Origin of the sequence: Streptomyces sp. NPDC002138 (genome assembly GCF_040296485.1) — a bacterium.
Classification (GTDB): domain Bacteria; phylum Actinomycetota; class Actinomycetes; order Streptomycetales; family Streptomycetaceae; genus Streptomyces.
In genome coordinates this window covers 36,084-48,629 of record NZ_JBEOXE010000034.1, presented here as the reverse complement: position 1 = coordinate 48,629, position 12,546 = coordinate 36,084, and the positions used below count along the sequence as shown (strand labels likewise).

General features: G+C 68.8%; 13 protein-coding genes. 8 read left to right on the top strand and 5 right to left on the bottom strand.

What is annotated here, in order from left to right; translation table 11 throughout:
- Positions 1-57: 57 nt before the first annotated feature.
- Both ABT084_RS22310 and ABT084_RS22305 read right to left on the bottom strand, forming a co-directional pair.
- Complete coding sequence (locus tag ABT084_RS22310) at positions 58-1,053, bottom strand: pirin family protein (RefSeq protein WP_351046602.1); 996 nt, start codon at positions 1,051-1,053, stop codon at positions 58-60.
- Positions 1,054-1,211: 158 nt separating this feature from the next.
- The gene (locus ABT084_RS22305; RefSeq protein ID WP_351046599.1) at positions 1,212-2,672 is read right to left on the bottom strand and encodes an MFS transporter; all 1,461 of its coding nucleotides are present in this window, start codon (positions 2,670-2,672) and stop codon (positions 1,212-1,214) included.
- 118 nt (positions 2,673-2,790) lie between these two features.
- Here ABT084_RS22305 and ABT084_RS22300 point away from each other — a divergent pair, with 118 nt between their 5' ends.
- A complete protein-coding gene (locus tag ABT084_RS22300) occupies positions 2,791-2,988 on the top strand; it encodes a hypothetical protein (protein WP_351046596.1) in 198 nt (65 codons plus the stop codon).
- A 294-nt stretch (positions 2,989-3,282) separates the two neighbouring features.
- On the opposite strand, the gene ABT084_RS22295 is transcribed toward ABT084_RS22300, so the two are convergent.
- The 3 genes from ABT084_RS22295 to ABT084_RS22285 are packed head-to-tail and all read right to left on the bottom strand — an operon-like array spanning position 3,283 to position 4,819.
- Entirely contained in the window at positions 3,283-3,747 is a 465-nt protein-coding gene (locus tag ABT084_RS22295) for an SseB family protein (protein WP_351046593.1), read from the bottom strand.
- 48 nt (positions 3,748-3,795) lie between these two features.
- Positions 3,796-3,987 carry a DUF397 domain-containing protein gene (locus tag ABT084_RS22290; protein WP_351046590.1) on the bottom strand — a complete coding sequence of 64 codons (192 nt, stop codon included), beginning with the start codon at positions 3,985-3,987 and terminating at the stop codon, positions 3,796-3,798.
- Positions 3,968-4,819 (bottom strand): DUF5753 domain-containing protein, encoded by an 852-nt coding sequence (locus tag ABT084_RS22285; protein ID WP_351046587.1) that lies wholly within the window; start codon positions 4,817-4,819, stop codon positions 3,968-3,970. Before ABT084_RS22285 ends, ABT084_RS22290 begins: the two co-directional genes overlap by 20 nt.
- Before the next feature lie 116 nt (positions 4,820-4,935).
- Here ABT084_RS22285 and ABT084_RS22280 point away from each other — a divergent pair, with 116 nt between their 5' ends.
- The 7 genes from ABT084_RS22280 to ABT084_RS22250 all read left to right on the top strand — a co-directional run bounded on the left by ABT084_RS22280 (position 4,936) and on the right by ABT084_RS22250 (position 12,508).
- Positions 4,936-5,154 carry a hypothetical protein gene (locus ABT084_RS22280; protein ID WP_351046584.1) on the top strand — a complete coding sequence of 73 codons (219 nt, stop codon included), beginning with the start codon at positions 4,936-4,938 and terminating at the stop codon, positions 5,152-5,154.
- Between the two features lie 94 nt (positions 5,155-5,248).
- Positions 5,249-5,692, top strand: coding sequence for a hypothetical protein (locus ABT084_RS22275; protein ID WP_351046582.1), 444 nt, complete (start codon positions 5,249-5,251; stop codon positions 5,690-5,692).
- Entirely contained in the window at positions 5,692-7,755 is a 2,064-nt protein-coding gene (locus tag ABT084_RS22270) for a hypothetical protein (RefSeq protein WP_351046579.1), read from the top strand. Before ABT084_RS22275 ends, ABT084_RS22270 begins: the two co-directional genes overlap by 1 nt.
- Complete coding sequence (locus tag ABT084_RS22265; protein WP_351046576.1) at positions 7,752-8,282, top strand: hypothetical protein; 531 nt, start codon at positions 7,752-7,754, stop codon at positions 8,280-8,282. The genes ABT084_RS22270 and ABT084_RS22265 overlap by 4 nt, the downstream gene beginning before the upstream one ends.
- A 146-nt stretch (positions 8,283-8,428) precedes the next feature.
- Positions 8,429-10,255: an acyl-CoA dehydrogenase gene (locus tag ABT084_RS22260; protein WP_351046573.1), complete on the top strand. Its 1,827-nt coding sequence runs from the start codon at positions 8,429-8,431 to the stop codon at positions 10,253-10,255.
- A gap of 122 nt (positions 10,256-10,377) precedes the next feature.
- Positions 10,378-11,106, top strand: a complete 729-nt coding sequence (locus tag ABT084_RS22255; RefSeq protein WP_351046570.1) for a hypothetical protein — start codon at positions 10,378-10,380, stop codon at positions 11,104-11,106.
- Positions 11,107-11,215: 109 nt separating this feature from the next.
- A complete protein-coding gene (locus ABT084_RS22250; RefSeq protein WP_351046567.1) occupies positions 11,216-12,508 on the top strand; it encodes a M18 family aminopeptidase in 1,293 nt (430 codons plus the stop codon).
- Positions 12,509-12,546: the final 38 nt, after the last annotated feature.

Genomic DNA, 12,546 nt, shown 5'->3' with positions numbered 1-12,546 from the left:
AGGATCGGACAGGGTGATCAGGACCGGTCGGCGGCCTGCCCGCCCGGTCCCGCCCCGTCAGTCGTTCGCCTCGCCGGCGCCGCGGTGGCCCAGACCCGTCCGCGCGGTGGTGGGGATGCGCCCCAGCCGCCCCGCCTGGAAGTCGTCGAAGGCCTGCTGCAGCTCGTGCTTGCTGTTCATCACGAACGGCCCGTAGTGCGCCATCGGCTCCCGGATCGGCAGCCCGCCGAGGAGTACGACCTCCAGGTCGGGGGCGTGGGAGTCCTGGGCCTCGTCCGCCCGGACCGTCAGCGAGCCGCCGTCGCCGAAGACGACGGTCTGCCCGGTGTGCACCGGCCGCCGGTCGGTGCCGACGCTGCCGCGCCCGGCCATGACGTACGCGAGGGCGTTGAAGTCCGCCCGCCACGGGAGGGTGATCTGCGCGCCCGGGGTGATGGTCGCGTGGATCATCGTGATGGGGGTGTGGGTGATGCCCGGGCCCTGGTGGCCGTCCAGCTCACCGGCGATGACGCGCAGCAGCGCGCCGCCGTCGGGGGTGGAGAGCAGCTGGACCTGGCCGCCGCCGATGTCCTGGTAGCGCGGGGGCATCATCTTGTCGGAGGCCGGGAGGTTGACCCACAGCTGGAGGCCGTGGAACAGCCCGCCGGACACGACGAGGGACTCCGGCGGGGCCTCGATGTGCAGGAGGCCCGAACCGGCGGTCATCCACTGGGTGTCGCCACCGTTGATGACTCCGCCGCCGCCGTTGCTGTCCTGGTGGACGAAGGTTCCGTCGATCAGGTAGGTGACGGTCTCGAAGCCGCGGTGGGGGTGCCACGGGGTGCCCTTGGGCTCGCCCGGGGCGTACTCCACCTCGCCCATCTGGTCCATCATGATGAACGGGTCGAGGTACTGGTAGTTGATCCCGGCGAACGCGCGGCGCACCGGGAATCCCTCGCCCTCGAAACCACCGGGAGCGGTCGTGACGGCCAGCACCTTGCGGGCGGTCGTCTCCTGGTCGGGCTCGGCGACGCGGGGGAGCGTCAACGGGTTCTCCACAGTCACTGCAGGCATGGTCGGGACCTCCTTCTGGCGTCGAGTTTAGTTGAAACTCGAACTTTCCGCCATGCCTGACAGAACAGCAGGGGCCCCGGGTCCATTCCCCCGAGGCCGGCGGCCCTCCGGCCGGGCCGCGCCGGGCCGACCGCGCCGGGCCGACCGCGCACCCCACGTCACGGGGTCGACCGGCCCAGGGTCTGGCCCGAGGTCTGGCTCGGGGTCTGGCCCGGGGTCTGCTCCGAGGTCGAGCCGCCCTTCACCGAGCGGGCCTTCTCCAGGAGGCCCTTGAAGGGGGTCCAGTCCGTGGAACCACGCACCTCCGAGAAGCCGTACCGGTCAAGAATCCGCTTACTGAAATCAAGGCGCTGCGGATCGAAGACGATCGTGTCACCCGGCGGCGTTATGGCCACATCCACGCGCGCCAAATTGCCTGGTATCCGCCACGACGTTATACGCTGACGACCTCGGGTTATATTGAGGATCTCACTGCTGTTCGAGATGCGGGAGTCATTTACATATTCCGCATCATCCGGCACTGCGGCAGCCCGCTTGCCCTCCTTCTTGAACTCCTTGACCTCCACACGGTGCTTCCCGTACTCAGGAGGCAGTGTCATCCTGTCCCTCCTGATCACATACACCTCGGTCTGAGCCCCGATCACCTCATAATTCGCCTTTTCGGGATGCTTGATCTCAACGACCACGTCCTGCGAGATCTCTTCCCCCGGGTTCAGCTCGCGGCCCGCCGGGATGACGAACTCGCCATCATAAACCGACTTGTAGGAAAATACACTCTTGGAAAGGTTGTTCGCGGGCCCGCCTCGGATCCAGTAGATACTACCGAGCACATATACTGGAATTTTTCCGTCATTCTTCACGTACACATGGAGTGTCACCTCCATCGCCGCCCGCGCGCTGTCCATGCTCGCCTCTTTGAACTCGGCCCCACTCACGATCAGCGGGGTCGTCACATAGGGAACATAGACCTGCGCATACGCCAGATTGATGCCGGCGAGAAGGGTGGGAATGATCGCCCCGATCGCGACACTCCGGGGATTGGGGAAGCCCTTCCACACCCGCGACCTGATGAGTTCGATCCCGGCCACCACGGACCCGGCGAGGAAGCAGATCCCGATCGTGGACCAGCCGCTGAAACCCTCGCCGATCTGCAGGAGAAGGAGTGAGGAACTGGCGATGAAGACGATCGCGACTCCGGCCAGAACGACCACTCCCGAATAGTGTCTTCTGCGCTTGTGCCAATAATCGATAGTGGCCGCTGCGGCAATCAATTCCACCAGGCCCGCGGTCAGCACGGTATATCCCGCGAGTCGCTCACCGAAGGTCAGGGCGTTACCGCCGTCCGTCCAGCCGACCCTGATGAGCAGACATGCGGTCAAGAGGAAGCCGATGAACATGAGGCTGCCGACCGTTCGCCGCTGCACTGCCCGATCCGGCCAGACCGTGCTGTCTCCGCCGAGCCAATGGACGGGCTGCCCGAATTCCAGCCCGGCATGTCGCAGGAATCTCTGGAGCTCTCCGGGGGACCGCACCTTGCCGGCGGACTTGTGACCGATCGTGACTTTCCGCCAGCCAAGGTCATCAGGCGGCCCTACGGTTACCTCGGGCGTGTTCGCCATACCACCAGCCTGCCCCTTGCCCGCGGGAGGCGCCCCTGGAACGGCGTGCGCTCGACGCGGCGCGGGGCGAAGCTGGTGTCATGACGAGTTGGTGTCGCTGACACTCACAGGAGTTCCCATGCGTACACGACTTCTCGGCTTCGTCGCCTCCGTGGTCCTCGCTGTTCTCGGCACCACGGGACCCCCCGCACAGGCTGCCGCACCCGCCGTCACCGGGCCGCAATGCGTGACCGGCGGAGGCACCCTGCAGTACGACTCCGTCGCCGCCGGCTGGGTCTGCGTGGGCGGCAGCCAGGACACCAAACCCATTACCTGAGAACGGCGTGGGGACTGGCCGATCGCCGCCCGGTGCGGGGCGATCACGGTGCGGTGGGCGGCGCGCAGGGCGCCCTCCAGCAGCACCCAGGACTCCCGGTCCCGGTCCCGCAGGGCAGCTCCCATCCGAGCTGGTGGCGCCAGCGCCCGAAGACGTCCGGGGCGTAGGTGCGCTGCGCGGCCACCGGGGCCAGGGCCGGCTCGAAGAGCGGCAGCGGCTCGGCGGCGAAGCGGACGCCCAGCAGATCCCGGCGGTGACGTGGACCCTGAGTACGCGCCCCCCTGAGCGTTCGCCCTATCCGTACATGCGGCGCATGGCGAAGTCGACCATCTGCTCCACGGCCTTCGCGTCGAAGACCATCCGGTGGTCGCCCTCCATGTCGAGGACGAAGCCGTAACCGGTGGGCAGCAGGTCGATCACCTCGGCGCCGGTGATGATGAAGTACTTGGACTCCTTGCCGGCGTAGCGGCGCAGCTCCTTGAGCGTGGTGAACATCGGGATGACGGGCTGCTGCGTGTTGTGCAGGGCCAGGAACCCCGGGGTGTCCCCGCGCGGGCAGTAGACCTTCGAGGTCGCGAAGATCTGCTGGAAGTCCTCGGCGGCGAGCTGACCGGTCGTGAAGGCCCGCACCGCGTCCGCGAGCGTGGGCGGCGAGGGCTCGGGGTACAGCGGCGGCTGCCCGTAGCCCTGCTGGGGCGGGGGCTGCTGCGGCGCGTACTGCTGCTGCCCCGCGCTCACGTTCTGGTCGTAGCCGTACATGGGCCGAAGCCTACCGAGGCGGCGGCCCGCCTTGACGTCGAGTTCCGGTCAGTGGCCCTTGAGCCCGCGCACAAAGGGTGCCCACGCGGCGGCCGAGACCACCAGGACGGGGCCGCCCTCGACCTTGGAATCCCGGACGGGGACGATCCCGGCGAGGCCGTCGGCGACCTCGACGCAGTTGCCGCCGTCGCCGCTGCTGTAGCTGCTCTTGCGCCACAACTCAGTCCCGTTGCTTGCCATTCCTGTACTCCTCAGCAGCTCGCTCGATCATGGCGAGGGACGCTTCCGGCGGCAGTGCAGCGGCCCTGAGCCGATCGTATGACGAGCGGTACCGCTTCACGAGGGCCGGATCGTCGACGACCTGCCCGTGGTACGCACCCTCCGTGTACGCGAGCGGCGGCTCGTCCTCGAACTCCATGAGCATGAGCGGCAGCCCCAAGAACGGCTGGATGGCCGCACTCCACAGCAGGACCTGTGGAACGATCCGGCGTCGACGCGCCAGGGCGGCGATGTGGTCGAGTTGATCGGCCATCTCGCTCGGCGGCAGCAGCGGGTCGCGCACCAGGCACTCGTGCAGGATCGTCCAGTACTCCGGCCGCTTCGGGTCGTCGAACAGGACGGCCCGCTGCATCCGGGCGCGGACCTTCGCGTCGACCTCTTCCACCAGGTCCAGCGGGTGCGTGGAGTGGATGACGGCCCGGGCGTACGCCTCCGTCTGGAGCAGGCCGGGGATCAGCGCGTTGCTCCACTCCTCGATCACCCTGGCCCGGACCTCCGCCTCCACTACGGGGGCGAAGTAGTGCGCGTGCGCTCCTCTCTTCGCCCGCCGCACGTCCTCGCAGCGACGCGAGAAGAACCCATCGGTCTTGAGCACCCGGTCAACGTGACCCGCCAGATCCTCCGGCATGCGCCGCTGGGCACGCTCGATCTCGCTCAGGTAGGTGGCCCCGTAAAAGCTTCCCTCCACGGTCTGTTGGAGCGTGAGCCCGGCCGCCTCCCGCCGCCAGCGCAGCTCCTTGCCGTAGAACGCGGGCACGCTCGCCGAGCCGTCGAGGTCCTTGCGTGCGGCCATGAACGCCCGCCCTTTCCACACTTCGCGCCGTGGAGCCCAAACGCTTCACACGCTACGCCGACCCGCTCCACCCTGTAGGGGATTCGTCACACTCCGCACCCACCCCAGGAGCACCCATGAGCGACCACGACAGCGACGACACCGCCCGCGCCAGCATGATCCGGCTGCGCGAGGCCCTCACCGCGCACGGGATCACGCTGCCCTCCCTCGGGCTCGACCTGCCGACCTTCGCCAGCGTCTACCTGACCCCGCCCCTGATCAGCCTCGGCAACTGCAACGTCACCACCGCGGACCGGCTGGCCGACGTACTGCGCACGGCGTCGATGAGGCGGTAGCAGTACTGGAACGAAAGCCCCTGGGACCCCACAGCGGCGCGTACTAGCCTGGCCGGGATCGATCCGATGACGTCACCTTCTACGGGGGAATCCGATGTCGTTCGACCAGGAATGGGCGCAAGTGCGCGCCTCGGCAGCCGACAAGCAGGCGTCGATGCGGCTCAACCACGTCCCCGACGACGGCGGTGGCGGGCCCGCGCCCCAGGGGGATCTCGTCGTCACGCAGCAGGATCTGGCGGCCGTCGGCGACGCGGCGTTCAAGCTGCACCAGCGGCTCGACACCGACGGGGACCACGCGAAGGCCAGTACGTACGAGGCGGCCGGGTCCCTCACGAAGGACTTCGCCCTCCACGGCGCGCTCTCGACCGTCGCCGACGCGTGGAACGCGCAGGTCAACACCCTGCTGGAGGCGTGCGCGCACATCTCCAACCACCTCGACTACACGCAGAAGGCGCACGCCGACGGCGAGTACTGGATCGCGACGCAGCTCAAGTACGAACAGCTCGACAAGGGCTTCGAGGAAAGGGCGAAGCACTGATGGACCTCGACGCACTGCGGTTCGCGGACTTCTCCAAACTCGCCACGGCCGTCTCCGACTGGTCCGCGATGGTCACCAAGCTGCGGACGCTGGCCGAGGACGCCCACGGCGACCTGGGCGGGAAGGCCGCCAAGGCGAACTGGGCGGGGGTCAACGCCACCGTCACCCGGGAGTTCATCGGCAAGACCGCCAAGGAGTTCGGGGACGCCGCGACCGAAGCGGACAGCATCCGCAACATCCTGAGCGACACCCACGGCGAGCTCGTCGGCTACAAGGCCGAGCTGAACACCGCCATCGAGCAGGCCCTGGCCCGCAACCTCACCGTCGTGAGCACCGGAAACGGCGGCTTCACGGTCACCATGAACATCCACCCCGACCGCGCGGCCAAGGGCCACCCCGTGCCCGAGCACACCGAGGCCGACGCCATCTCGCTGCGCGACCAGGTCCAGGGGATCCTGCAGCGCGCCACCGAGAGCGACACCACGGCGGCCCAGGCGCTGACGATGCTGGTCCGCCAGAACCCGTACGGCTTCTCCGACGCCAGCTACTACAACCGCGACGTGGCCGCGGCGGCCATCAAGGACGCGGAGCGGATCGCGAACCTCCTCAAGACGAAGGGCGACGACCTGACGCCCGAGGAGTTCGACCAGCTGAACAAGGACCTGGCCGCGCACAAGGACGACCGGCTGTTCCAGGAGGAGTTCGCGACCACGCTCGGCCCGCGCGGCCTGCTGGACTTCTGGGCGGACCTCTCGGACCCGTCCGACGGCGGCACCCTCCAGCGCGCCCGCCTCGACCAGCTCGGCGACTTCCAGAAGAACCTCAGCTTCACGCTGGCCGGGGCCACGCAGTCCGACAGCCCGGCCATGCGCAGCTGGGAGGACGAGATGGTCAGGCTGGGCGACCAGACCGTCCAGACGCGCGGCACGCGGGTCTACGGCTTCCAGCTGATGAGCAACCTGATGCGCAACGGCGACTGGGACAACCGCTTCCTGAACGACTACGGGAACGCGCTGGTGGCCACCGAGAAGAAGATGAAGATGCCGGACCACTACTGGAACGGCGGCGTCCCGCCGATGCCGAAGATGAACTTCACCGGCGAGGACTTCGGCCGTGACCCCATGACCGGCTTCATGACGGGCCTCGCCAACAGCCCGGACGCGGCGACCGAGTTCTTCAACACCACGCAGCCCACGGACAACGCGCAGTACGTGCTCAAGGACCGGCCCGTCTTCGACGACACCCCGCTGAACAGCCACGACGGCAACTCCTCCCGCGAGGCGACCGGCAACGCCCTGGTCGCGGCCGCGACGGGCCAGAACCCGCTCGACCCCAATGCCCCCCAGGTCGACCTCTCCCCCGACCACCGCAAGGTGCTGGACCGCTCGCTGAACTACCTCTCGCAGGCGGGGAACGACTTCCCGCCCGAGATGCGCGACGACATGGCGAAGGTCCTGTCCCGGCACAGCGACGTGGTCCACCACTCGGCGAGCGCCATGTCCGACGACCCCAACGACCCCCGCCTCGTCAACCGGAAGGACCTGCTGGAGGTCAGCAAGCAGATCTCCCGCGACCAGACCTCCTACGGCATGCTCAACGAGGCCATGAACACCGAGATCATCAAGGACATCTACGCGGACCACCCCAAGGACCCCAACGAGACCCTGCAGGATGGGGGCCGGACGATCGGCTTTCTGGAGGAAGCCCGCTACCAGGCGCTCAAGACGGACAAGGAAGACCCCTCCTGGAACGCGAAGTGGCTGTACCACGGCTTCGGCGCAGCGGCGAACTTCATTCCCGTCGTGGGAGACGTCGCGCAGCGCGGTGTCGACGCGCTGGCCTACCAATGGCAGCTGGACGAGCAGGCCCGCATCGACGCGGGGATCCAGGACCAGAACCGCGAGACGTTCCTGCACCGCGAGAACCAGCTGAAGTCGCTCTCCGAGGAATGGGCCAAGGCCAACCCCGGAAACACGTACACGCCGCGCACCCTGGAGCAGGAGATCAACTCCGCCGCACTCACCGGGAACGACCGCGCCAAGGGCCTGGCAGGTGCCAAGTGAGGCGCCGGTCCGGCGCCGTGGTCGCCGCCGCACTGCTCATCGGCGCGGCCGGGTGTGCCCAGGGCCGGGACTACGCCGTGCCGGGCGACGTCTGCGGCGTACCGGTCAAGCCCGCCCTGCTCGAACCGCTGCTGCCGCCCGGCAAGAAGCTGGAGCAGACGCCGTACGCGTCCCGGCCCGCCGCCCCGCGCTGCGAGGTCACCGTGGACAAGCAGGGCGGCCTGACCATCAGGGGCGATGTGACCGAGCCGGGTCTGGACCTGATGAAGGAGCAAGGCGATCAGCTGCACCGCGCGGGCAATCCGCAGAAGATCGACGCAGGCGATCAGGGGTGGGTGTCGGACGCGATGGTCATCGCCGCCGCCCGGTGCACCTACCAGGGCAAGCCGAGCACCTTCGTCGTCGAGGCCTTCCCGCCGATCAAGACCTCCGACGTCGCCAAGCGCCGCGAGGCCCTGGCCGCCTTCATCAAGGCGTACCTCCCCGCCGCGCAGAAGGCGGTGAGCTGCACGCCCGGCCCCTCTTGAGCGGCTCTCCAGCGTTTCTGGCTTGATGCTGGTCACAGTCGTCGAGCAAGGGTTGATTCTTATTACCCGCGGGTAGCATCATGACATTACCGATTGGTAAGTACGAGGAACCTTCTCTCCCCGATCCTTAAGACGGAGCCGTAGCCATGGGGCACTACAAGTCGAATCTGCGCGACATCGAGTTCAACCTGTTCGAGGTGCTCGGCCGCGACAAGCTGTACGGCACCGGCCCGTTCGGGGAGATGGACACCGAGACCGCGAAGAGCGTCCTGTCCGAGCTGACCCGCCTCGCCGAGAACGAGCTGGCGGAGTCCTTCACCGACGCCGACCGCAACCCGCCGGTCTTCGACCCGGCGACCAACACCGCGCCCGTCCCGGCGTCCTTCAAGAAGAGCTACGACGCCTTCATGGACTCCGAGTACTGGCGTCTGGGCCTGCCCGAGGAGATCGGCGGCACCACCTCCCCGCGCTCGCTCATCTGGGGTTACGCGGAGCTGCTGCTCGGCTCGAACCCGGCCGTCTGGATGTACTCCTCCGGCCCGGCGTTCGCCGGCATCCTCCACGAGGAGGGCAACGAGGCGCAGAAGAAGGTCGCCCAGATCGCGGTCGAGAAGCGCTGGGGCTCCACCATGGTCCTCACCGAGCCCGACGCGGGTTCGGACGTCGGCGCCGGCCGCACCAAGGCGATCGAGCAGGCGGACGGCTCCTGGCACATCGAGGGCGTCAAGCGCTTCATCACCTCGGGCGAGCACGACATGGAGGAGAACATCCTCCACTACGTCCTCGCGCGCCCCGAGGGCCACGGCCCGGGCACCAAGGGCCTGTCGCTCTTCCTGGTCCCGAAGTTCCACTTCGACTGGGAGACCGGCGAGCTGGGCGAGCGCAACGGCGTCTACGCGACGAACGTCGAGCACAAGATGGGCCTCAAGGCCTCCAACACGTGCGAGATGACCTTCGGCGACCAGCACCCCGCCAAGGGCTGGCTGATCGGTGACAAGCACGACGGCATCCGCCAGATGTTCATGATCATCGAGTTCGCCCGGATGATGGTCGGCACGAAGGCCATCGCCACGCTCTCCACCGGCTACCTGAACGCCCTGGAGTACGCCAAGGAGCGCGTGCAGGGTCCGGACCTGGCCAACTTCATGGACAAGACCGCGCCCAAGGTCACCATCACGCACCACCCCGACGTCCGCCGCTCGCTCATGACGCAGAAGGCGTACGCCGAGGGCATGCGCGCCCTGGTCCTGTACACCGCCTCCGTCCAGGACGAGATCCAGGTCAAGCAGGCCGCGGGCGAGGACGCCTCCTCCCTCATCGGCCTGAACGACCTGCTCCTGCCGGTCGTGAAGGGCTACGGCTCGGAGAAGTCCTACGAGCAGCTCGCCCAGTCCCTGCAGACCTTCGGTGGCTCCGGCTACCTGCAGGAGTACCCGATCGAGCAGTACATCCGCGACGCCAAGATCGACACCCTCTACGAGGGCACCACGGCGATCCAGGGCCAGGACTTCTTCTTCCGCAAGATCGTCCGCGACCAGGGCGCCTCGCTGAACGTCCTGACCGAGACGATCAAGAAGTTCCTCGCCGAGGCCGTCGGCGGCGAAGAGCTGGCGGGCGCCCGCGACGCGCTGGCCAAGGCCGCCGTGGACCTCGAAGCGATCGTCGGCCAGATGGTCACGGACCTCACCGCCACCGGCGAGGACGTCCGCAACATCTACAAGGTGGGCCAGAACACCACCCGCCTGCTGATGGCCTCCGGCGACGTGATCGTCGGATACCTGCTGCTCAAGGGCGCGGCCGTGGCCGCCGAGAAGCTCCCGACCGCCTCCGCCAAGGACGTCGCCTTCTACCAGGGCAAGATCGCCGCGGCGAAGTTCTTCGCCGGTCAGGTCCTGCCGGGCGTCGCGGTCCAGCGCCAGCTCGCCGAGGCCGTCGACAACAGCCTGATGGACCTCGACGAGGCCGCCTTCTAGGACACCGCCCCCAGGGCACCACAGACGTACGCGGTGTACGCGCGCCGGCCGGACTCCTGCTCAGCGGGGGTCCGGCCGACCGCGTGCACCGGTTGTCGGCGGTTCGTGGGACGCTCGTAGGCATGAGCGCACAGGAGCAGCACAGCAGGGGGTACTCCGTCCCGACCGGGCGGCCGTACGCCCTCAAGGAGCTGCAGGCGAAGCTGGGCACCGTCGGAGACCGCGTCCAGGACCTCTACGAGGGCGCGCACCCCGCCGAGTACGACGGCATCGCCGACGCCCTCTACACCGCCTTCCAGACCGCCTCGGCGCTGGCTCCCTCCAAGAGCTACACCGGCTGCCCCGAACACCCCAACGGCGCGCTGGACCCGGAGGCCCCCGAAGGCTGGGGCCGCTGCCTGCTCTGCAACGACCGGCGCCGGATGGGCCTGCGCGGCCGGGGCGGGGCGCCCGCGCCGGCTCCCGCGGGCGAGCAGCGCCGGCTCGGCTACCCCGTGCCGGAGCCGCCGTACACGCTGGACAGGCTCCGCCGGTACCTCCGTACGCTCGACGAATCGCGCTTCCACTTGACGATCGGATCCCCGGCCGAGGAATTCGTCCGGATCGCCGACGACCTGCACCGGGCCTTCATCGTGGCCCGCGAACTCTCCCGCCCGCGCAACGCCTCGGGATGCTCCGAACATCCCGGCGCGCCGATGGATCCCGACGCTCCGCCCGGCGAGGCCTGTATCTTCTGCGCCGGACGCAAGAGGCGCGCGCAGCGCTCCGCGCAGACCCCGGAGATGCTCCCGCGCATCCGCCGGGGCGAGCGCAGGCAGCTGCAGCGCCGCTTCGAGCGTCCGCCGGGCTGAGCCGACCGGGATCGCAGTTCACAGCACCGCGCCCTCGTTCTCCGGCTGTCCGTCGGCTATCCGCCACAGCCCGGCCATGACGAACACGACCGTCGTTAAGGTGAACCACATGAGCTCTCCCGCCCGCTTCGACCGCGGCCACACCGACGATCTGATGACCTACCTGGCGGCGAGCCCCTCGCCGTACCACGCCGTCGCCAACGCGGGCGAGCGGCTGGAAAAGGCCGGCTTCAGGCAGCTGTCGGAAACGGACGCCTGGGACTCGAGCGCGGGGGGCAAGTTCGTACTCCGCGGCGGCGCGCTCATCGCCTGGTACGTCCCCGAGGGCGCGGCCGCGCACACGCCGTACCGGATCGTCGGCGCGCACACCGACTCCCCCAACCTCCGCGTCAAGCCGCTGCCTGACACCGGCTCACAGGGCTGGCGGCAGATCGCCGTCGAGGTCTACGGCGGCACCCTGCTCAACACCTGGCTCGACCGTGACCTGGGCCTGGCCGGACGGCTCACCCTGCGCGACGGCACCGAGCGGCTGGTCAACATCGACCGGGCGCTGCTGCGGGTGCCCCAACTCGCCGTCCACCTGGACCGGTCGGTCAACAGCGACGGCCTCAAGCTGGACAAGCAGCGGCACATGCAGCCGATCTGGGGCCTGGGCGAGGCGCACGAGGGCGATCTGATCGCGTTCCTCGAGGAGGAAGAGGGCCTGCCGCAGGGCTCGGTGGCCGGCTGGGACCTGATGGTCCACTCGATCGAGCCGCCGGCCTACCTGGGCCGCGACCGCGAGCTGCTGGCCGGTCCGCGCATGGACAACCTGCTGTCGGTGCACGCGGGCATCGCCGCCCTGGCCGCCGTATCCGCCTCCGGGCAGCTGGACCACATCCCGGTGCTGGCCGCCTTCGACCACGAGGAGAACGGCTCGCAGTCGGACACGGGCGCGGACGGGCCGCTGCTGGGCAACGTGCTGGAACGTTCAGTCTTCTCCCGCGGCGGCAGCTACGAGGACCGCGCCCGTGCCTTCGCGGGCACCATCTGCCTGTCCTCGGACACGGGGCACGCGGTGCACCCCAACTACGGCGAGCGGCACGACCCGACGCACCACCCGCGCGCCAACGGCGGCCCGATCCTCAAGGTCAACGTCAACCAGCGGTACGCGACGGACGGCAGCGGGCGGGCGGTGTTCGCGGCGGCGTGTGAGCGGGCGGGCGTGCCGTGGCAGAGCTTCGTGTCGAACAACTCGATGCCGTGCGGGACGACGATCGGGCCGATCACGGCCGCGCGGCACGGCATCCAGACCGTCGACATCGGTGTCGCGATCCTCTCGATGCACAGCGCGCGCGAACTGTGCGGCGCCGACGACCCCTACCTCCTGGCCAACGCCCTGGTCTCCTTCCTGGAGGGCTAGCCAATCCGGCCTGGCCGGGGGCGCGAGGCCGATTCAGC